The organism is Pseudomonas sp. AA-38, from assembly GCF_029457475.1.
Lineage (GTDB): Bacteria > Pseudomonadota > Gammaproteobacteria > Pseudomonadales > Pseudomonadaceae > Aquipseudomonas.
Genome location: NZ_CP120359.1, coordinates 657,858 through 677,525 on the forward strand (window position 1 = coordinate 657,858; position 19,668 = coordinate 677,525).

General features: G+C 58.5%; 14 protein-coding genes, 5 tRNA genes and 3 rRNA genes. 16 read left to right on the forward strand and 6 right to left on the reverse strand.

Annotated elements, in window-relative coordinates; translation table 11 throughout:
• The first annotated feature begins 147 nt into the window (after positions 1-147).
• Entirely contained in the window at positions 148-1,629 is a 1,482-nt protein-coding gene (locus PVE35_RS02910; protein ID WP_277373757.1) for an AAA family ATPase, read from the forward strand.
• Positions 1,630-1,637: 8 nt separating this feature from the next.
• On the opposite strand, the gene PVE35_RS02915 is transcribed toward PVE35_RS02910, so the two are convergent.
• The 4 genes from PVE35_RS02915 to hemJ form a co-directional block, all read right to left on the reverse strand.
• Positions 1,638-2,426, reverse strand: a complete 789-nt coding sequence (locus tag PVE35_RS02915) for an SDR family oxidoreductase (protein ID WP_277373759.1) — start codon at positions 2,424-2,426, stop codon at positions 1,638-1,640.
• A gap of 22 nt (positions 2,427-2,448) precedes the next feature.
• Positions 2,449-3,396: a DUF805 domain-containing protein gene (locus tag PVE35_RS02920; RefSeq protein ID WP_277373761.1), complete on the reverse strand. Its 948-nt coding sequence runs from the start codon at positions 3,394-3,396 to the stop codon at positions 2,449-2,451.
• Between the two features lie 109 nt (positions 3,397-3,505).
• Positions 3,506-4,468, reverse strand: a complete 963-nt coding sequence (locus PVE35_RS02925; RefSeq protein ID WP_277373762.1) for a nitronate monooxygenase family protein — start codon at positions 4,466-4,468, stop codon at positions 3,506-3,508.
• Positions 4,469-4,478: 10 nt separating this feature from the next.
• Positions 4,479-4,907, reverse strand: coding sequence for a protoporphyrinogen oxidase HemJ (gene hemJ, locus PVE35_RS02930; protein WP_268181126.1), 429 nt, complete (start codon positions 4,905-4,907; stop codon positions 4,479-4,481).
• A gap of 255 nt (positions 4,908-5,162) precedes the next feature.
• Between hemJ and PVE35_RS02935 the strand changes: the two genes are divergently transcribed.
• The 3 genes from PVE35_RS02935 to erpA all read left to right on the forward strand — a co-directional run bounded on the left by PVE35_RS02935 (position 5,163) and on the right by erpA (position 6,720).
• Positions 5,163-5,873 (forward strand): DUF6776 family protein, encoded by a 711-nt coding sequence (locus PVE35_RS02935; protein ID WP_277373764.1) that lies wholly within the window; start codon positions 5,163-5,165, stop codon positions 5,871-5,873.
• Positions 5,874-5,879: 6 nt separating this feature from the next.
• On the forward strand, positions 5,880-6,293 hold the full coding sequence (locus PVE35_RS02940; RefSeq protein WP_268181130.1) for a polymer-forming cytoskeletal protein: 414 nt from the start codon (positions 5,880-5,882) through the stop codon (positions 6,291-6,293).
• A gap of 76 nt (positions 6,294-6,369) precedes the next feature.
• A complete protein-coding gene (gene erpA, locus PVE35_RS02945; RefSeq protein ID WP_268181131.1) occupies positions 6,370-6,720 on the forward strand; it encodes an iron-sulfur cluster insertion protein ErpA in 351 nt (116 codons plus the stop codon).
• Between the two features lie 51 nt (positions 6,721-6,771).
• Here the strand turns inward: erpA and PVE35_RS02950 are convergent, their stop codons facing one another.
• Both PVE35_RS02950 and PVE35_RS02955 read right to left on the reverse strand, forming a co-directional pair.
• Positions 6,772-7,866: an anhydro-N-acetylmuramic acid kinase gene (locus tag PVE35_RS02950; RefSeq protein ID WP_277373765.1), complete on the reverse strand. Its 1,095-nt coding sequence runs from the start codon at positions 7,864-7,866 to the stop codon at positions 6,772-6,774.
• A 3-nt stretch (positions 7,867-7,869) separates the two neighbouring features.
• Entirely contained in the window at positions 7,870-9,297 is a 1,428-nt protein-coding gene (locus PVE35_RS02955; RefSeq protein ID WP_277373766.1) for a peptidoglycan DD-metalloendopeptidase family protein, read from the reverse strand.
• Between the two features lie 227 nt (positions 9,298-9,524).
• Between PVE35_RS02955 and tyrS the strand changes: the two genes are divergently transcribed.
• From tyrS to PVE35_RS03015, 12 genes are all read left to right on the forward strand, one after another.
• Positions 9,525-10,724, forward strand: a complete 1,200-nt coding sequence (gene tyrS, locus PVE35_RS02960) for a tyrosine--tRNA ligase (RefSeq protein ID WP_277373768.1) — start codon at positions 9,525-9,527, stop codon at positions 10,722-10,724.
• 570 nt (positions 10,725-11,294) lie between these two features.
• Positions 11,295-12,830, forward strand: a 16S ribosomal RNA gene (locus PVE35_RS02965).
• 85 nt (positions 12,831-12,915) lie between these two features.
• Positions 12,916-12,992 (forward strand) — tRNA-Ile (locus PVE35_RS02970).
• A gap of 22 nt (positions 12,993-13,014) precedes the next feature.
• Positions 13,015-13,090: transfer RNA gene (locus PVE35_RS02975), tRNA-Ala, on the forward strand.
• 257 nt (positions 13,091-13,347) lie between these two features.
• Positions 13,348-16,234: ribosomal RNA gene (locus PVE35_RS02980) — 23S ribosomal RNA — on the forward strand.
• A gap of 138 nt (positions 16,235-16,372) precedes the next feature.
• Positions 16,373-16,488, forward strand: a 5S ribosomal RNA gene (rrf, locus tag PVE35_RS02985).
• The 16S, 23S and 5S rRNA genes sit together here with 2 tRNA genes alongside, the layout of an rRNA operon.
• A 266-nt stretch (positions 16,489-16,754) precedes the next feature.
• Entirely contained in the window at positions 16,755-17,720 is a 966-nt protein-coding gene (gene birA / locus PVE35_RS02990; protein ID WP_277374844.1) for a bifunctional biotin--[acetyl-CoA-carboxylase] ligase/biotin operon repressor BirA, read from the forward strand.
• Positions 17,710-18,459 carry a type III pantothenate kinase gene (locus tag PVE35_RS02995; RefSeq protein ID WP_277373769.1) on the forward strand — a complete coding sequence of 250 codons (750 nt, stop codon included), beginning with the start codon at positions 17,710-17,712 and terminating at the stop codon, positions 18,457-18,459. The genes birA and PVE35_RS02995 overlap by 11 nt, the downstream gene beginning before the upstream one ends.
• An 8-nt stretch (positions 18,460-18,467) precedes the next feature.
• Positions 18,468-19,157 (forward strand): SPOR domain-containing protein, encoded by a 690-nt coding sequence (locus PVE35_RS03000; RefSeq protein ID WP_268181138.1) that lies wholly within the window; start codon positions 18,468-18,470, stop codon positions 19,155-19,157.
• 142 nt (positions 19,158-19,299) lie between these two features.
• Positions 19,300-19,384: transfer RNA gene (locus PVE35_RS03005), tRNA-Tyr, on the forward strand.
• 24 nt (positions 19,385-19,408) lie between these two features.
• Positions 19,409-19,482: transfer RNA gene (locus PVE35_RS03010), tRNA-Gly, on the forward strand.
• A 26-nt stretch (positions 19,483-19,508) separates the two neighbouring features.
• A tRNA-Thr gene (locus tag PVE35_RS03015) sits at positions 19,509-19,584 on the forward strand.
• The last annotated feature ends 84 nt before the right edge of the window (positions 19,585-19,668 follow it).

The following is a 19,668-nucleotide window of genomic DNA, read 5'->3' on the forward strand; positions in this document are numbered from 1 at the left end:
GCAAAGTACCGGGCACGTCGCCGCTGCGGGCCGGGCTGGCGATGTTGGACGGCTCCGAACCCTTGCGTCGGGCCATGACTGCGGCGACGATCCATGACAACGGGCAGGTGCGAAGATCGGCTCGCTCATTTCCACAAGGAGCAGGTGTTGAAGAACGATATTCACGATCTGGGGTTGGTGCTCGACTCCAAGGTCAAGCTGATCGTCATCGAGTCCTGGGACGAGGCGCGGGTGCTGGAGACCCTGACCGGTCTGGCGGTCAAGCGCGGGCTCGGCCTGCACACCTGGTCGGTCACCGAAGGGCTGCAGCGCCTGGGCTTCGGTAGTGATCCAGTGGATCAGTCGCCGACCCTGGAGCCTGAGGCGGCATTGCGCATGATCAAGGCCGACCCGCAGCCGAACCTCTACGTGATGTGCGACCTGCATCCCTTCCTCGACGACAACCCGCGCCTGGTGCGCCTGCTCAAGGAAATCGCCATGAGCGAGGCCGCGTACAAACCGACCCTGGTGCTGGTGTCCCATGCGTTCAAGTTGCCGCCCGAGGTACAGCGCTACGCGGCACGTTTCAGCCTGGCGCTGCCGACCGAGGACGAGCTGCTGGGCATCGTGCGCGACGAGGCGACACGCTGGAGCGAGGGCAACCGAGGTTCGCGGGTGCGCACCGACAACCGCACCCTGCAACAGGTGGTGAAGAACCTGCGCGGCCTCAGCCATGCCGAGGCGCGGGCGCTGGCACGCAACGTGATCTGTGACGACGGGGCAATCACCCAGGAAGACATTCCCGAGCTGAACAAGACCAAGTTCCAGCTACTGGATCTGGACGGTGTGCTCAGCTTCGAGTACGACACCGCGCGTTTCGCCGATGTCGGCGGCCTGGTCAATCTCAAGCGCTGGCTCGGCGAGCGGCAGGCCGGCTTTCTCGAAGGCAAGGGCATCGATGCGCCGAAAGGCGTGCTGCTGGTCGGTGTGCAGGGCGGTGGCAAGAGCCTGGCGGCCAAGGCGGTGGCCGGGCTCTGGGGGCTGCCGCTGCTGCGTCTGGATTTTGCTTGCCTGTACAACAAGTTCTTCGGCGAGACCGAACGCAACCTGCGCGAAGCCCTGCACCTGGCCGAGCAGATGGCGCCCTGCGTGCTGTGGATGGACGAGGTGGAGAAGGGCCTGGCCAGTGGCGACCATGACGGCGGCGTGAGCCAACGCGTGCTCGGCACTTTGCTGACCTGGATGGCCGAGCGCAAGGCGCCGGTATTCGTCGTCGCCACGGCCAATGCCATCGACCGCCTGCCCCCCGAGCTGGTGCGCAAAGGGCGCTTCGATGAGCTGTTCTTCGTCGACCTGCCGACGGCCGAGGTGCGCGCGGAGATCTTCCGTATCCACCTGCAGCGACGCGAACTGGAACCCGAGCGCTTTGATCTGGCTCGGTTGGCCGAGGCCAGCGACGGTTTTTCCGGGGCAGAGATCGAGCAGGCGGTGGTCAGCGCCCTGTATGCCGGGCAGGCGCAGCAGCGCACTGTCGATCAGGAGTTGCTGCTGCATACCTTGCAGGCCACCTCGCCCTTGTCCGTGGTCATGGCCGAGCGGCTCGCCAGCCTGCGCAACTGGGCAGCCGGGCGCACGGTCAATGCCGGCTGAAGCAGGCCTTAGCGCTGGGTGAAGGGGCGTGTGATGCGCCCGCTCAGTTTGCGTACCAGCCAGCGGGGTGCCAGGCGGGGCAGGGTGGCGAGCAGGCGGTTACGCCAGTTGGGAACGATGATGGCGCGGTTGCGCTCCAGGCCGCGCACGGCTATCAGCGCCACCTCTTCGGCATTCATCATCAGTTTGCCCTTATCCAGGCGGGAAACGTTCATCTGCGCACTGCGAAAGAAGGCAGTACGCGTCGGTCCCGGGCACAGCACCGAGACGCGCACGCCATAGTGGCGCAGTTCCTCGCGCAGGCCTTCGCTGAAGTGCAGCACATAGGCCTTGCTGGCGTAATAGCTGCTCATCCAGGGGCCGGGCTGGAAGGCGGCGACGGAGGCGACGTTGAGAATCTGTCCGCCGCCCTGCAGCGCCATGCGTTTGCCCAGGGCATGGCACAGGCGGGTCAGGGCCAGCACGTTGACCTCAAGCTGCTCCAACTCGCGCATCCAGTCCTGTTCCAGGAAGGGGCCGGCACAGCCGAGCCCAGCGCTGTTGACCAGCAGGTCGATGCGCCAGTCGCCTTCTTCCAGCTCCAACAGCAGTCCGGAAATCTGCAGGGGCTCGCTCAGGTCGCAGAGCCGAAAACGCACCTCGACGCCGAAGCGCAGGGCCAGCTCGCTGGCGATGCTCTCCAGGGCATCGCGCCGTCGCGCCACCAGAATGAGGTTGCGCCCGCGACGCGCCAGGGCCTCGGCCAGTGCCAGGCCGAGGCCGCTGGAGGCGCCGGTGATCAGAGCGTAGCTGGGCATGAAGAAGGATAGGTGCGCATCGTCATCGCGTGAAGATCGGCGGGGCGGCAAAGTGCGGAAGGCTGATGGCGGCGGCAATGCCAATGATGGGCAGCAGCAGTACCAGCCAGGCCAGCACTGTGACGCTGGTGCTGTTGGGTGGTGGTGGCGGGCCGTAGCGGTTGACGCCCTGGGTTCCAGGGACGATCAACATCAGTAGGGACATAACCGTACCCACGAGCGGTACGAAAAACAGCAACCACAGCCAGCCTGACCAGCCCATATCATGCAGGCGTTGCACGACCAGGCAGAAGCTGAAGACCAGAATGCCCACTACCATAAGGGTGAAGATGATAATGAACAGGGTACTCGAGAAGGTTCCGAAGTTGATGGCCAGCAGGGTTCCAGGAAGCATGCACAGCAGCATGGCCATGTACCAACCCAGGTAGCGCACGCGGCCGATGCGTCCGCTCAGGCTCAGTACCTTGAGCTCACCGAATTGTGGCAGGTTTTCGGCTACGTCTGCCCGTGGTGGGGCATAGGGTGAGCTGGCTTCCTGCACGGGAGTGACCGTGGTTGCCGCCAGTTGTGCCTGGCGGGCCATGTATTTCTCGATGATGATGCCGCAGGCCGAGCATTCGGCAGCCTTGGTTTGCTCATGGCCGCATTTGGGGCAGGTCATGCGGGCCTGGCTGGCCGTGTCGGGAGCGGGTTCCTCTGGGTGATCCTCGGTCTGTACCAGGCTCAGGCCGATGGCCTGGTCCAGTTCCTTGCGTACTTTGGCGCCAGCCTTTTGCAGCGCATCGAGGTATTGATCCGCCTGCTGCTCGGGCAAATCCTTCTTCAGGGTCACCACTGCGCCGCTGAACAGGGCATCGATGCGTGCTCGGTCGCTCTTGAACAGGCGAGCGAGGTTGTCCTTGACCGTTTCCAGTGTCGCATTCGGCATCAGTTGGCCGTCGAACAGAATCTTGTAGCGAGGTGGATTCATGCGGGCTTCCTTGTCTGCTCATGAGGTGGCAGGTAATGCAGCGTAGAGCGCCTGCAGGCCACTGTACAAGCGGCCTGCAGCACAATTGGCAGCTTTTCTGCGCCTCGCCTCAACGTATCCAGCGCTGCCCCAGGGCGGCAGCCTGCTGCAAAGCCGTGCGGTACTCATGATCCAGGCGGGGGACGAGCTCGGCGACGCTGGGCAGATCCTCGATACCGCCAGCTCCCTGGCCGGCCGACCATACGGTTTTCCAGGCCTTGGCTTCATCGTTGACCGGCTTGAGCTTCTCGCCGTAGTTGATGGCACCCTTGTCCTGCAGGCGGGCCAGGTCATAGCCGGCCTGTTCCAGGCTCTGGCGCATGAAACTGGCCGGTACTCCGGACACCGCCGGGGTATGCACGATGTCGGCAGCCCGTGCCTGCAACAGCATCTGTTTGTAGGCAGCAGGCGCATCGCTCTGCTCAGTGGCGATGAAGCGTGTGCCCATATAGGCCAGGTCGGCCCCAAGCATCTGCGCTGCAAGGATTTCATGGCCGTGATTCAGGCAACCTGCCAGTAGCAGAGTCTTGTCGAAGAACTGGCGGATCTCCGCGACCAGGGCGAATGGGCTCCAGGTGCCGGCATGGCCGCCAGCCCCGGCGGCCACGGCAATCAAGCCATCGACCCCAGCCTCGGCGGCTTTCTCGGCATGACGCCGGGTGGTCACGTCGTGGAAGACCAGGCCGCCATAGCCGTGCACGGCGTCGACCACTTCCTTCACCGCACCCAGGCTGGTGATGACGATGGGCACCTGGCGCTCCACGCAGATCGTCAGATCCGCCTGCAGGCGTGGGTTGCTGCCGTGCACGATCAGGTTCACCGCATAGGGGGCAGCGTCTGCCGTTAGCTGCGTATCGAGCTCCTCCAGCCAGGCGCGAAAGCCAGAGCTCTCACGCTGATTGAGCGCCGGGAAGCTGCCGACGATGCCGCTGTTGCAGCAGGCTGCGACCAGGGCCGGGTTGGACACAAGGAACATGGGCGCCGCCACCAGGGGCAGGCGCAGGCGTTGTTCGAGCGACGCAGGCAGAGACATGGCGAATTCCTCAGAATGGACGGACGACGACCAGAATGACGATACCTAGCAGCGCCAGCACCGGCGCCTCGTTGAACCAGCGATAGAACACATGGCTGCGACTGTTCTCGCCACGGGCGAAGCGCTTAAGTTGTGCGCCGCACATGTGATGGTAGGCCAGTAGGGCGACCACCAGTGTCAGCTTGGCGTGCATCCAGCCCTGGCTGAAGTAATAGCTCGGGTTGAGGCTGATCAGCCAGATACCCAGCGCCAGGGTGAGAATCATCGAGGGCAGCATGATCCCGCGATAGAGCTTGCGCTCCATGACGCAGAAGCGCTCCTGGCTGACGGCGTCCGTGCTCATCGCATGGTAGACGAACAGGCGCGGCAGGTAGAACAGGCCGGCGAACCAGCAGACCACCGCGATGATGTGAAAGGCCTTGAGCCACAGATAGAGCATGGTCGTTCCTCGGTCAGCAAATCTCCCGGATAGTAGAGCCTGTCACGCTATTGCGTCACCATCGGGTTTGGCGCTTGGCCGATGGCGCTTTATCATCGGCGACTTTCCACTCATGTCAGGCAGGAGGCGGCTGATGATCAGTGCCCAGATCGACGATGAACGGCCGGCATGCCAGGCCGCCCGATTGCGAGGCACCACTGGCTGCATCTGGCCTTCGCTCGGGCCATCAGCCCGAGCGCCGCGGGTGTCCTTTGCATGAGCTGGGAGATCAAGTTCAGTGATCCACGACATGAGCGTCGTCGACGTATCCTCCTGACCTTGTTGCTCCTCGCCGTGCCTCTGGCCTTTGCGCTGGGGTGGGGTACGTTGTCCTATCTGCGACCCGTTACCGATGCCCATGAGTTGCAGGTGCTCATCAGCGAGAAGGATCAGGAGTTGGAATTCCTGCGCCAGCGCCTTGCCGTGGTCGGCAGCAGCGAGAAGGTTGCCCAGCAGGCCATCGAGCAGAACCGGCGCACCATCAAGCTGCTCGAGGAGCAAATCTTCAAATTGCAGCAGGACGTGGCCTTCTACAAGGGCGTCCTGGCTCCGGGTAGTCGGCGTGAGGGTTTGCGCATCCGGGCCTTCGAGCTGCAGGCCACCGAAGATCCGCAGCGCTTTCGCTACAAGCTGCTGTTGAGCCGTGTCGGCACGGCCGAGGAGCCGTTGGAGGGGACACTGAGCATCACGCTTCAGGGCAAGCAGGGCGGCAAGGACAAGAACCTGTCATTGGCCTCGGTGAGCGACGAGTTCAGTGGCGACAAGACCCCCTTTTCCTTCAAGCATTTTCAGTCTCTACCTGATGCCGGTCGTTTTGCCGAGTTGCAATTGCCACAGGGCTTCGTGCCCGCTCAGGTCAAGGTCGAGGCTCAGGTTCAGGGGCACAAGCCCCTGGTTCGTACATTCAAATGGTTAGACAAAGAGTGAACCGCCATGTGGAAGAAAGAAAAACCCAAGCCTGATTTGCAGAGCTTCAGCGGCAAGACCAGCCTTATCGCGGTAGGTGCAGAGCTGGTGGGGGATATGCGCTTCCAGGGGGCGGTGCAGGTCGATGGCCGGGTCACCGGCAATCTGCTGGCCTCGGAAGGCCTGGTGCGCATCAGCGTCGGCGGCGTGGTTGAAGGTGAGGTGCGAGCCCCCCATATCGTGGTCGAGGGCGAGGTGTTGGGCGATGTCTACGCTTCGACCCATCTCGAGCTGGGAGCCCGGGCGCGTGTAAGGGGCAATCTGCATTATGCGTTGATGGAAATGGCCATGGGCGCGCAGATCGCCGGACGTCTGTGCCCGATCAAGGGCGAGGACGAGCGTCCTCTGGAGTTGCCGGAAACCCTGGATGACAGGGCGTAATAGTTGACCAAAATTCTAGGGCAAGCGGATAATGCTGCCTTAACGCAGTATGGCGCGTTGCGCCGGGAGTCATAGCATGAGCGTCGAAAGCTTCACCCCCGCCCCCTTGCATTTCACCCAGGGGGCGGCCAGCAAGGTGAAGACCCTGGTCGATGAAGAGGGCAATCCGCGTCTGAAGCTGCGCGTGTTCGTCACGGGTGGCGGTTGCTCGGGCTTCCAGTATGGTTTCACCTTCGATGAGGATGTCGCCGAGGATGACACCATCGTCGAGCGCGAGGGCGTGAGTCTGGTCGTCGATGCCATGAGCTTCCAGTATCTGGTGGGCTCCGAGGTCGATTATCAGGAAGGCCTGGAGGGTTCGCGTTTCGTCATCAAGAACCCCAACGCCACCACCACCTGTGGCTGTGGGTCGTCCTTCTCGATCTGATACGGGTCATTGATTCGTTAGCGCCGTGCCCCGTGCACGGCGTTTTTGTTTTCAGGCTGGATAGATGGCGCCGAGCACCCGTAGCCCGCGTGCGCCGGTGACGCTTGGACGGTTGGCGGCTATGCCCTGCAGGGTGCAATGAGCCAGCCAGGCGAAGGCCATGGCTTCGATCCAGTCCGGGTCGATGCCACGGCTGGCGGTCGAAACCACCTCGGTGCCAGGCAGCAAGGCTGCCAAGCGCTGCATGAGGTGCCGGTTGTGCGCGCCTCCGCCACAGACCAGCAGGCTGTCAGTGCGCATTTGCGCTCTGTGCAATGACTCGCAGATGCTGCGCGCGCTCAATTCCACCAGGGTGGCCTGTACATCCTGTTCAGGCAGGTCGCGATGCTTCGCCAGGTGAGTCTGTAGCCAATTCAGGTTGAACAGCTCGCGCCCGGTACTCTTGGGGCCTTGGGTGGCGAAGAAGGGATCGGCCAGCAGACTGTCGAGCAGCGCTTGCTGCAGCGTGCCGCCCGCGCCCCAGGCGCCGTCGCGGTCGTACTGCTCGCCCAGGCAATGCTGAATCCAGGCATCGAGCAGCACGTTACCTGGCCCGCAGTCGAAACCATGAACCTCCTTGCCGGGTTCGAGCAGGCTCAGGTTGCTGAAGCCGCCGACATTGAGCACCGCAATGTGCTGCTGCGTCGAACCGAAGAGCGCTTCATGGAAGGCCGGCACCAGCGGCGCGCCCTGGCCACCGGCCGCCACATCGCGCCGACGAAAGTCTGCCACCACGCTGATGCCGGTACGTTCGGCGAGCAGGGCGGGGTTGCCGATCTGGATGGTGAAGCCACGCGCAGGTTCATGGCGAACGGTCTGGCCGTGGCTGCCGATGGCGCGAATGCTTGATGCTGACAGCCCCTGACGTGCTAGCAGAGTGTTGATGCAATCTGCGGCCAGCTCGGCCCAGTGTTGTTCGGCGATGGCCGCACGGGCCAGCTCGTCTGCGCCAGGGCTGCACAGTGCCAGCAGTTCGTGACGCAGAGCATCAGGCAGGGGGCGATACAGTGTGGCGAGCAGGCGCGGTGCTTCAGTCTGCTCGATCAGCGCGATGTCCAGGCCATCCAGGCTGGTGCCGGACATCACGCCAATATAGAGATGGACCATGGATTACTGCTTGTTGGCAGCCAGCATGGTGGCCTTTTCCTGATCCATGCGTGCCATCAGCGGCTTGCTTTGCTGCATGAAACGCGCTTTCTCGTTGGCGGCGATGGGGTCGGCCATCGGCAGCTTCTGGCTCAGCGGGTCGACATGCACGCCGTTGACCTGGAACTCGTAATGCAGGTGTGGGCCGGTAGACAGACCGGTGGTGCCGATATAGCCGATGATTTGGCCTTGCTTGACGTTCACCCCATTGCGCACGCCTTTGGCGAAGCCCTGCATGTGCGCATAGAGGGTGCGGTAGCGTTGGCCATGCTGGAGGATCACGGTGTTGCCGTAGCCACCGTTGCGTCCTGCCAGTATCACCTTGCCGTCTCCTGCAGCCTTGATCGGCGTGCCGCGCGGCGCGGCATAGTCGACACCCTTGTGGGCGCGGATCTTGTTCAGGATCGGGTGCTTGCGGCCGGTGGAGAAGCGTGAGCTGATGCGTGCGAAATCCACGGGCGTGCGGATGAAGGCCTTGCGCATGCTCTCGCCATTGGCGCTGTAGTAGCTGGTGTTGCCCTTGCGATCGGTATAGCGCACAGCAGTATAGGTCTTGCCGCGGTTGGTGAAACGAGCGGAAAGGATATTACCGGTGCCGACATGCTTGCCGTTGACCACCTTGTCTTCGTAGATCACCTCGAATTCGTCGCCATCGCGGATGTCCATGGCGAAGTCGATGTCGTAACCGAAGATATTGGCCAGATCCATGGTCAGCCCATGGGATAGGCCAGCACGCTTGGCGGAGAGGAACAGCGAGCTATTGATCACGCCATGGCTGTAGGCGTTGACGATCTCGGGCTTGGCCAGATCGCGCTTGAAGTCGTATCCCGCCTCGTTGCGGCTCAGGCTTATGGTTTCCAGTTCGCTGAGTTTACTTTGCAGATTCTTCAGCTTGCCTTCTTCGTCCAGCTCGAACTGCAGCACCTGGCCGACCTTGAGGCGGCTGAACTGCTTGGCTTCCTTGTTGCTGTCGAGCGCCTCGTGCAGATCATTGGCGCTCAGGCCCACCTTGGCGAACACAGTCGATAGCGTATCGCCGTTGCTGACGGTGATGCTTTTATGAGTGGGGTCGTCGGGTGGAAGTGCTGCAGTGGTGGGGGCGATTTCATCAGCGTCTTCTTCTGCGCTGAACTCGGTGTCATCCGAATTGCCTTCGATCTGGGCGAATGGCGAGTCGTTCGGGCTGTCAGCCTGCCCCGCTCGGAGGTCATCCTTTTCCTCGATCACCATCTCGGCATCATTGCCCAGATCCAGATTGAGAAAGGTTTTCTGCGCTTCGACTTCGCGCGAGGGAAACACCAGCAGAGCCAGGCTCAGCAGCGCGGCTACACCACTCGCAGCCAGAATATGGCTCTTTGGGTAGGGCGGGGCTTTGGGAGAATTTTGCGTCATGGCGTGAGGCGTTTTCTTGATATGTGCATTAACTGTCTAAAATATAACCAAAACCCTGGATGGGCAACCCTTGACATTGCAGGTGTGTGATACAGATGTGGGTGTGTGTTGCCGTCGCAGCCGTGCGCGGAGCGGCAACAGGCCCAGGGCGGGGGCAAAACTTGTAATTAGTTTGCGATCTTGTATGGTTGGTTCCCTTTCAATTTCCAGTGGTTGCGGGTTCTGTCATGAAGTCGGTCGAAGAGCAGCTAGCGCTGATCAAGCGCGGTGCGGAAGAGGTTCTGGTTGAGGCTGAGCTGATAGAAAAGCTCAAGCGTGGTCAGCCACTGCGGATCAAGGCGGGGTTCGATCCAACTGCGCCGGATCTGCACCTCGGCCATACCGTTCTTATTAATAAGCTGCGTCAGTTCCAGGAGCTGGGGCATCAGGTGGTTTTCCTCATTGGCGACTTCACCGGGATGATTGGCGACCCCAGCGGCAAGAGTGCGACGCGTCCGCCGCTGACCCGTGAGCAGGTGCTGGAGAATGCCGAGACCTACAAGCAGCAGGTCTTCAAGATTCTCGACCCGGCCAAGACCGAAGTAGCTTTCAACTCCACCTGGATGGATCAACTCAAGCCTGCCGATTTCATTCGTCTTGCTTCGCAATACACTGTGGCGCGCATGCTCGAGCGCGACGATTTCGACAAGCGTTACACCAGCAATCAGCCGATCGCCATTCATGAGTTCCTCTACCCCTTGGTACAAGGCTATGACTCCGTGGCGCTCAAGGCCGATGTCGAGTTGGGTGGCACCGATCAGAAGTTCAACCTGCTGATGGGGCGTGAGCTGCAACGCGCCTATGGCCAGGAGTCGCAGTGCATCGTCACCATGCCGTTGTTGGAGGGGCTGGACGGCGTGAAGAAGATGTCCAAGTCACTGGGCAATTATGTGGGCATTCAGGAAGCGCCGGGGGTGATGTACAACAAGCTGGTGTCCATGCCTGATGCGCTGATGTGGCGCTACTTCGAGCTGCTCAGCTTCCGCTCCATGGAAGAGATCGAGCAGTTCAAGCGTGATGTCGAGCAGGGGGCCAATCCGCGTGACATCAAGATCAAGCTGGCTGAAGAGATCGTCGCGCGGTTCCATGGTGAGGAGGCGGCGGCCAATGCGCACCGCTCCGCTGGCAATCGCATGAAGGATGGCGAGCTGCCGGAAGATCTTCCGGAGATCGAGCTGGCTGCGGCTGAAGATATGCCGATCTCATCCGTCCTTAATAAAGCAGGCCTGGTTAAGAATGCTGCCGTGGCTCGCGATCTGCTAGGTTCGGGAGGCGTGCGCGTCGATGGTGAGGTGGTTGACCGCGCTTTCCTGTTCAAGGTGGGTTCGACCCATGTCTGTCAGGCCGGCAAGAAGGCCTTTGCGCGCATCACGCTCAAGGCCGAGTAATAAAACTGCAAAATAAGCTTGACGCGCATGCTGCTGGCGGTAGAATGCGCGCCACTTCAGCGCTGAAGCGCTTCAAAAACTGCTTGTTAATCAATAAGTTAAGTTAAATGAAGGGCTTGCAAGGCTGGGTATGGCGTGTAGAATGCGCGCCGGTCGACAGGGTGGTGTTTGAGTCCTGTTGGTGGTTCGATCGAATGGATCGAAAGCGGTTTGTAAAGAGGTGGTTGACAGCGGTTTTGAACGCTGTAGAATGCGCCTCCCGCTGGAGAGAAGAAGTTCTGATCGAAGGCGCAAGTGGTTGAGTAGAAAGAAAAAATTCTTTTGAAAACGACTTGACAGAAAGAAAGGCTGCTGTAGAATGCGCGGCCTGGTTGAGGCGAGAGGCTTAACCAACTGTTCTTTAACAACTGAATCAAGCAATTCGTGTGGGTGCTTGTGAGGTAAGCCTGATAGTCGACAGATTATCAGCATCACAAAGCAACACTCGTGAATTCGAGAGTTACTCTTTTAAGTAAGAGATTTGCGATTGCTGAGCCAAGTTTAGGGTTTTCTCAAAACCCAAGCAGTATTGAACTGAAGAGTTTGATCATGGCTCAGATTGAACGCTGGCGGCAGGCCTAACACATGCAAGTCGAGCGGATGAGAGGAGCTTGCTCCTTGATTTAGCGGCGGACGGGTGAGTAATGCCTAGGAATCTGCCTGGTAGTGGGGGATAACGTTCCGAAAGGAACGCTAATACCGCATACGTCCTACGGGAGAAAGCAGGGGACCTTCGGGCCTTGCGCTATCAGATGAGCCTAGGTCGGATTAGCTAGTTGGTGAGGTAATGGCTCACCAAGGCGACGATCCGTAACTGGTCTGAGAGGATGATCAGTCACACTGGAACTGAGACACGGTCCAGACTCCTACGGGAGGCAGCAGTGGGGAATATTGGACAATGGGCGAAAGCCTGATCCAGCCATGCCGCGTGTGTGAAGAAGGTCTTCGGATTGTAAAGCACTTTAAGTTGGGAGGAAGGGTTGTACGTTAATACCGTGCAATTTTGACGTTACCGACAGAATAAGCACCGGCTAACTTCGTGCCAGCAGCCGCGGTAATACGAAGGGTGCAAGCGTTAATCGGAATTACTGGGCGTAAAGCGCGCGTAGGTGGTTCGTTAAGTTGGATGTGAAAGCCCCGGGCTCAACCTGGGAACTGCATCCAAAACTGGCGAGCTAGAGTACGGTAGAGGGTGGTGGAATTTCCTGTGTAGCGGTGAAATGCGTAGATATAGGAAGGAACACCAGTGGCGAAGGCGACCACCTGGACTGATACTGACACTGAGGTGCGAAAGCGTGGGGAGCAAACAGGATTAGATACCCTGGTAGTCCACGCCGTAAACGATGTCAACTAGCCGTTGGAATCCTTGAGATTTTAGTGGCGCAGCTAACGCATTAAGTTGACCGCCTGGGGAGTACGGCCGCAAGGTTAAAACTCAAATGAATTGACGGGGGCCCGCACAAGCGGTGGAGCATGTGGTTTAATTCGAAGCAACGCGAAGAACCTTACCTGGCCTTGACATGCTGAGAACTTTCCAGAGATGGATTGGTGCCTTCGGGAACTCAGACACAGGTGCTGCATGGCTGTCGTCAGCTCGTGTCGTGAGATGTTGGGTTAAGTCCCGTAACGAGCGCAACCCTTGTCCTTAGTTACCAGCACCTCGGGTGGGCACTCTAAGGAGACTGCCGGTGACAAACCGGAGGAAGGTGGGGATGACGTCAAGTCATCATGGCCCTTACGGCCAGGGCTACACACGTGCTACAATGGTCGGTACAAAGGGTTGCCAAGCCGCGAGGTGGAGCTAATCCCATAAAACCGATCGTAGTCCGGATCGCAGTCTGCAACTCGACTGCGTGAAGTCGGAATCGCTAGTAATCGTGAATCAGAATGTCACGGTGAATACGTTCCCGGGCCTTGTACACACCGCCCGTCACACCATGGGAGTGGGTTGCTCCAGAAGTAGCTAGTCTAACCTTCGGGGGGACGGTTACCACGGAGTGATTCATGACTGGGGTGAAGTCGTAACAAGGTAGCCGTAGGGGAACCTGCGGCTGGATCACCTCCTTAATCGAAGACATCAGCTTCTTCATAAGTTCCCACACGAATTGCTTGATTCATAGTCGAAGACGATGCTGTAACGCGACCCTGTTATAGGTCTGTAGCTCAGTTGGTTAGAGCGCACCCCTGATAAGGGTGAGGTCGGCAGTTCAAATCTGCCCAGACCTACCAATTGCTTGGTGCAGAAGATTACGGGGCCATAGCTCAGCTGGGAGAGCGCCTGCTTTGCACGCAGGAGGTCAGCGGTTCGATCCCGCTTGGCTCCACCACTCTCGCGCGTTGCGGTAGAAGGAAAGAGTTCAGAAATGAGCGCTTCAGGGTAGACCTGGTGAGTGCTGATTTCTGGTCTTTTGACCGGTAGAAACATCGTTCTTTAAAAATTTGGATATGTGATAGAAGTGACTGATTGATTGCTTTCACTGGCAATTGATCTGGTCAAGGTAAAATTTGTAGTTCTCAAGACGCAAATTTTCGGCGAATGTCGTCTTCACGATTGAGACAGTAACCAGATTGCTTGGGGTTATATGGTCAAGTGAAGAAGCGCATACGGTGGATGCCTTGGCAGTCAGAGGCGATGAAAGACGTGGTAGCCTGCGAAAAGCTTTGGGGAGTCGGCAAACAGACTGTGATCCAGAGATGTCTGAATGGGGGAACCCACCTAGGATAACCTAGGTATCTTGTACTGAATCCATAGGTGCAAGAGGCGAACCAGGGGAACTGAAACATCTAAGTACCCTGAGGAAAAGAAATCAACCGAGATTCCCTAAGTAGTGGCGAGCGAACGGGGACTAGCCCTTAAGTTGATTTGAGTGTAGTGGAAGGCTCTGGAAAGTGCCGCCGTAGTGGGTGATAGCCCCGTACACGAAACGCTCTTATCAATGAAATCGAGTAGGACGGGGCACGAGAAACCTTGTCTGAACATGGGGGACCATCCTCCAAGGCTAAATACTACTGACTGACCGATAGTGAACCAGTACCGTGAGGGAAAGGCGAAAAGAACCCCGGAGAGGGGAGTGAAATAGAACCTGAAACCGTATGCGTACAAGCAGTGGGAGCCTACTTTGTTGGGTGACTGCGTACCTTTTGTATAATGGGTCAGCGACTTATATTCAGTGGCGAGCTTAACCGAATAGGGGAGGCGTAGCGAAAGCGAGTCTTAATAGGGCGCTTTAGTCGCTGGGTATAGACCCGAAACCGGGCGATCTATCCATGGGCAGGTTGAAGGTTAGGTAACACTGACTGGAGGACCGAACCGACTACCGTTGAAAAGTTAGCGGATGACCTGTGGATCGGAGTGAAAGGCTAATCAAGCTCGGAGATAGCTGGTTCTCCTCGAAAGCTATTTAGGTAGCGCCTCGTGTATCACTGCTGGGGGTAGAGCACTGTTTCGGCTAGGGGGTCATCCCGACTTACCAAACCGATGCAAACTCCGAATACCAGCAAGTGTCAGCACGGGAGACACACGGCGGGTGCTAACGTCCGTCGTGAAAAGGGAAACAACCCAGACCGTCAGCTAAGGTCCCAAAGTTATGGTTAAGTGGGAAACGATGTGGGAAGGCTTAGACAGCTAGGAGGTTGGCTTAGAAGCAGCCATCCTTTAAAGAAAGCGTAATAGCTCACTAGTCGAGTCGGCCTGCGCGGAAGATGTAACGGGGCTCAAACCATACACCGAAGCTACGGGTTCATCCTTTGGATGAGCGGTAGAGGAGCGTTCTGTAAGCCTGTGAAGGTGAGTTGAGAAGCTTGCTGGAGGTATCAGAAGTGCGAATGCTGACATGAGTAACGACAATGCGAGTGAAAAACTCGCACGCCGAAAGACCAAGGTTTCCTGCGCAACGTTAATCGACGCAGGGTGAGTCGGCCCCTAAGGCGAGGCAGAAATGCGTAGTCGATGGGAAACGGGTTAATATTCCCGTACTTCTAGTTACTGCGATGGAGGGACGGAGAAGGCTAGGCCAGCACGGCGTTGGTTGTCCGTGTTTAAGGCGGTAGGCTGGTTTCTTAGGTAAATCCGGGAGATCAAGGCCGAGAGCTGATGACGAGCGTTCTTTTAGAATGCGAAGTGGTTGATGCCATGCTTCCAGGAAAAGCTTCTAAGCTTCAGGTAACTAGGAACCGTACCCCAAACCGACACAGGTGGTTAGGTAGAGAATACCAAGGCGCTTGAGAGAACTCGGGTGAAGGAACTAGGCAAAATGGCACCGTAACTTCGGGAGAAGGTGCGCCGGTGAGGGTGAAGCATTTACTGCGTAAGCCCATGCCGGTCGAAGATACCAGGCCGCTGCGACTGTTTATTAAAAACACAGCACTCTGCAAACACGAAAGTGGACGTATAGGGTGTGACGCCTGCCCGGTGCCGGAAGGTTAATTGATGGGGTTAGCGCAAGCGAAGCTCTTGATCGAAGCCCCGGTAAACGGCGGCCGTAACTATAACGGTCCTAAGGTAGCGAAATTCCTTGTCGGGTAAGTTCCGACCTGCACGAATGGCGTAACGATGGCGGCGCTGTCTCCACCCGAGACTCAGTGAAATTGAAATCGCTGTGAAGATGCAGTGTATCCGCGGCTAGACGGAAAGACCCCGTGAACCTTTACTATAGCTTTGCACTGGACTTTGAGCTTGCTTGTGTAGGATAGGTGGGAGGCTTTGAAGTGGGGACGCCAGTTCTCATGGAGCCATCCTTGAAATACCACCCTGGCAACCTTGAGGTTCTAACTCTGGCCCGTCATCCGGGTCGAGGACAGTGTATGGTGGGTAGTTTGACTGGGGCGGTCTCCTCCCAAAGAGTAACGGAGGAGTACGAAGGTGCGCTCAGACCGGTCGGAAATCGGTCGTAGAGTATAAAGGCAAAAGCGCGCTTGACTGCGAGACAGACACGTCGAGCAGGTACGAAAGTAGGTCTTAGTGATCCGGTGGTTCTGTATGGAAGGGCCATCGCTCAACGGATAAAAGGTACTCCGGGGATAACAGGCTGATACCGCCCAAGAGTTCATATCGACGGCGGTGTTTGGCACCTCGATGTCGGCTCATCACATCCTGGGGCTGAAGCCGGTCCAAGGGTATGGCTGTTCGCCATTTAAAGTGGTACGCGAGCTGGGTTTAGAACGTCGTGAGACAGTTCCCTATCTGCCGTGGACGTTTGAGATTTGAGAGGGGCTGACCTTAGTACGAGAGGACCGGGTTGGACGAACCTCTGGTGTTCCGGTTGTCACGCCAGTGGCACTGCCGGGTAGCTATGTTCGGAAGAGATAACCGCTGAAAGCATCTAAGCGGGAAACTTGCCTCAAGATGAGATCTCACTGGAGCCTCGAGCTCCCTAAAGGGCCGTCGGAGACTACGACGTTGATAGGTTGGGTGTGTAAGCGCTGTGAGGCGTTGAGCTAACCAATACTAATTGCCCGTGAGGCTTGACCATATAACACCCAAACAATCTGCCCTCGTGCAGAGGGTGTCGATGGTGAAGTCGACAGAAAGCCGAAAATTTGCAAGAACTACAAAGCCTCTATCACGTATCCAAGGGATAGCGTCTAACGACGAGATCCCAACCGAATTGCTTGACGACCATAGAGCGTTGGAACCACCTGATCCCATCCCGAACTCAGTAGTGAAACGACGCATCGCCGATGGTAGTGTGGTGCTTCACCATGTGAGAGTAGGTCATCGTCAAGCTCCTATACGAAACCCCAGATCGCCAACGCGGTCTGGGGTTTCTTCTTTGCGCCGGGAAAAGCCGAAGCCTGGCGTAGGGGGCGCTGTGCGCACCGATGCTCCGGGTTTATGGCCATGGTGCGCGCGGCGCACCCTACACTGATGCTGCGTAGTAAAAGCTGCCCGTTACTTTGGTTGGGCATGCCGCTGTAGTGCCAGGGGCGGTTTTCTATGCAACGCCCGGAGGCATCGCTATCATGCCAACCTTGTTCAAGGTGGGGCCTTTCATGCTGGCATTGTTGAAGCTTATCCAAGACGGGCGCTTTCATTCTGGGGAAGCCCTGGGCGCTGCTCTGGGTGTCAGCCGTAGTGCTATCTGGAAGCAACTGCAAGGGTTGCAGGCCGAGTTCGGTCTTGAGGTGTTCCGCGTTCCTGGCAAGGGTTACCGGCTTGCGCAGCCGTTGCAGCTTCTGGATGTCGAGGCTATCACCCGGCGTGCCGGGCAACTGCATTGGTCTGTCCAGGTGGTGGCGGCAGTCGACTCTACCAATGCCGAGGTCATGCGCTCGCTTGCCCGCCAGGTGCCGGCGCCTTTCGCCGTGTTCGCCGAGCGTCAGACGGCGGGGCGTGGTAGGCGTGGGCGGGCCTGGGTAAGCCCCTTTGCAGAGAATCTGTATTGCAGCCTGGCGGTGCGGGTCGATGGCGGTATGCGCCAGGTGGAGGCGCTGAGTCTCAGTATCGGCCTGGCCGTCACTCGTGCGTTGCAGTGCTTCGGTCTGAATGATGTCGGCCTCAAATGGCCGAATGACATATTGCTGGGTGGCCGCAAGATCTCCGGGATTCTGCTGGAGCTCGTTGGCGACCCCGCGGATATCTGTCATGTGATCATTGGTATCGGCATCAACGTGAACATGCTTGCGGAAAAGGCGGAGGCCATCGAGCAACCCTGGACGTCCATGCGCCAGGTGCTGGGGCGGCCGGTCGATCGCAACGAGCTGGCGGGTGAGCTGCTGGTACAGCTTGCAGCCTACCTGGCCAGGCATTGGCAGGCTGGATTCGCAGGTGTGCGCCACGAGTGGGAGAGCTTGCATGCCTGGCAGGGAAAAGAAGCGGCTTTGATTGCGGGTGAGCGGGTGACCATGGGTAGGATTCTCGGGGTCGATGATTCGGGTGCCATCCACCTGGATATCGACGGCAAGGTGTCTGCGTTCAGCGGTGGAGAATTGAGCTTGAGGTTGCGCGATGATTCTTGAGCTCGACTGTGGTAACAGTTTCATCAAGTGGCGCATTCTCAGTTGGCCCGAGCAAGCCGTGCTTCATGTAGGGATCGTCGATTCTCTGGAGCATTTGTTCACCGAGTTGGACGCTGTGGCTAGGGTGAGCATTAGCCATTGCCGTCTGGTCAGTGTGCGCAGCGATGCAGAGACGGTCGCGCTGGTCACGCAGTTGCGTATCCGCTTTGCCGTCGAGCCGGTCTGTGCCGTGCCTGCTCGGCGCCAGGGAGAAGTGATCAATGGCTACGATGACCATGCTCGTCTCGGGCTCGATCGCTGGCTGGCGGTGCTCGGGGGCTACCATCTTGGGCAACGCGCCTGCCTCATCATCGATCTGGGCACGGCAGTGACCGCTGACCTGGTGGCCTGCGATGGTCGGCACCTGGGGGGATTCATCTGCCCCGGTGTGCCGCTGATGCGTGAGCAGTTGAGCACCCATACCCGGCGTATCCGTTACGATCGGGAGTCGGCTGCCTTGGCCTTGTCGACGCTGGAACCAGGGCGTTCCACGGCACAGGCGGTGGAGCGGGGGTGCGTATTGATGCTGCGTGGTTTCGTGCGGGAGCAGTATCAGGAGGCGCTGCGGCATTTCCCTCAAGGGGTGGAGGTGTTTCTCACAGGGGGCGATGTCGACCTGGTCAGGGATGTGATTCCCGGTGCGCAGGTGGTTCCTGATCTGGTTTTCGTAGGGCTGGCGATTGCCTGCCCTTTGGTGTGAGGCCTGGCATGCGTTGGATTCTCCTTTTGCTGATTCTCTTGAATGCCTTTTATTACATCTGGCATCAGCAGCAGGCACCTCTGCGGGCCAAGGAGGTCGCGCCGGTCGAGCCTTACCAGGGCGAGCGCAAGGATATTCGCCTGCTCAGTGAGGGTGGCTCTGCGCCCCGCTCCGTGGCTGGCAAGATGGAGCCCAAGGGGGTGGAGTCTGAGGAGGCTTCTGTCTGCCTCTATCTGGGTAGTTTCGAGCGTGAAGCCCAAGCTCGGGAAGTGGAGCAGCGCTTGCTGTCGCTGGATATCAAGGTGCAGGTGCGTTCGGTGGATGCCGCAGCGGGCGTCGAGTTCTGGGTCTATCTGGAGCCTCTGGCGTCACGCCAGGCTTCGCTGCGACAGTTGCGTGAATTGCAGGCGCGCAATGTCGATAGCTACATCATTACTCAGGGGGATCTGGCCAATGGCATTTCCCTGGGCATCTTCCCGCGCAAGGATTCGGCAGAGGCGGTGATACAGCGCTTACGTGATGCCGGCTATGAGCCTAAGATTCGTGAGCTGCCCCGTGCGCATCGCAGTTTCTGGGTGCAGGTGGCGCCTGAGAGTCGGCGATTGGCCGATGAAGTCTTGCTTGGGCGCCTGGCTGGAGATTTTGCTGGTTTGCAGCATCAATTAATGCCTTGTGAAGGCGTTGCAATGCCCCAATAGTTTGCATAGAATGGCGCCCGCTTCGCAGGGTGGTCAAAGTTGGTTCCCGACGAAGATGCTGTCAACGTAGCTAACCTCAAGATTTTAAATGAGAAAAAGCTTGACAGTAGGGTGGCAGATCTAGAAAATGCCGCCTCACTTTGGAGGGGTTCCCGAGCGGCCAAAGGGATCAGACTGTAAATCTGACGTCATCGACTTCGAAGGTTCGAATCCTTCCCCCTCCACCAGATTCGGCGTGAGCTGCAAGCTCCGCGGGCATAGTTCAGTGGTAGAACCTCAGCCTTCCAAGCTGATGATGCGGGTTCGATTCCCGCTGCCCGCTCCAGTTTGTGTTTCGTGCAAAAGAGTTTGGCTCATGTAGCTCAGTTGGTAGAGCACACCCTTGGTAAGGGTGAGGTCAGCGGTTCAAGTCCGCTCATGAGCTCCATCTAATAAAGGCAGATATGAAAGTATCTGCCTTTGTTTTAAGTGGCATATATGGCTTGCTCAATTCTTCGCTAGGAGACGGTCA

Excerpts from the sequence above, each read along its gene's own strand:
- PVE35_RS02915 (WP_277373759.1), bottom strand. The coding sequence starts at position 2,426 with ATGCCCAGCTACGCTCTGATCACCGGCGCCTCCAGCGGCCTCGGCCTG.
- PVE35_RS02920 (WP_277373761.1), bottom strand. The coding sequence starts at position 3,396 with ATGAATCCACCTCGCTACAAGATTCTGTTCGACGGCCAACTGATGCCG.
- PVE35_RS02925 (WP_277373762.1), bottom strand. The coding sequence starts at position 4,468 with ATGTCTCTGCCTGCGTCGCTCGAACAACGCCTGCGCCTGCCCCTGGTG.
- hemJ (WP_268181126.1), bottom strand. The coding sequence starts at position 4,907 with ATGCTCTATCTGTGGCTCAAGGCCTTTCACATCATCGCGGTGGTCTGC.
- PVE35_RS02935 (WP_277373764.1), top strand. The coding sequence starts at position 5,163 with ATGAGCTGGGAGATCAAGTTCAGTGATCCACGACATGAGCGTCGTCGA.
- PVE35_RS02940 (WP_268181130.1), top strand. The coding sequence starts at position 5,880 with ATGTGGAAGAAAGAAAAACCCAAGCCTGATTTGCAGAGCTTCAGCGGC.
- erpA (WP_268181131.1), top strand. The coding sequence starts at position 6,370 with ATGAGCGTCGAAAGCTTCACCCCCGCCCCCTTGCATTTCACCCAGGGG.
- PVE35_RS02950 (WP_277373765.1), bottom strand. The coding sequence starts at position 7,866 with ATGGTCCATCTCTATATTGGCGTGATGTCCGGCACCAGCCTGGATGGC.
- PVE35_RS02955 (WP_277373766.1), bottom strand. The coding sequence starts at position 9,297 with ATGACGCAAAATTCTCCCAAAGCCCCGCCCTACCCAAAGAGCCATATT.
- tyrS (WP_277373768.1), top strand. The coding sequence starts at position 9,525 with ATGAAGTCGGTCGAAGAGCAGCTAGCGCTGATCAAGCGCGGTGCGGAA.
- birA (WP_277374844.1), top strand. The coding sequence starts at position 16,755 with ATGCTGGCATTGTTGAAGCTTATCCAAGACGGGCGCTTTCATTCTGGG.
- PVE35_RS02995 (WP_277373769.1), top strand. The coding sequence starts at position 17,710 with ATGATTCTTGAGCTCGACTGTGGTAACAGTTTCATCAAGTGGCGCATT.
- PVE35_RS03000 (WP_268181138.1), top strand. The coding sequence starts at position 18,468 with ATGCGTTGGATTCTCCTTTTGCTGATTCTCTTGAATGCCTTTTATTAC.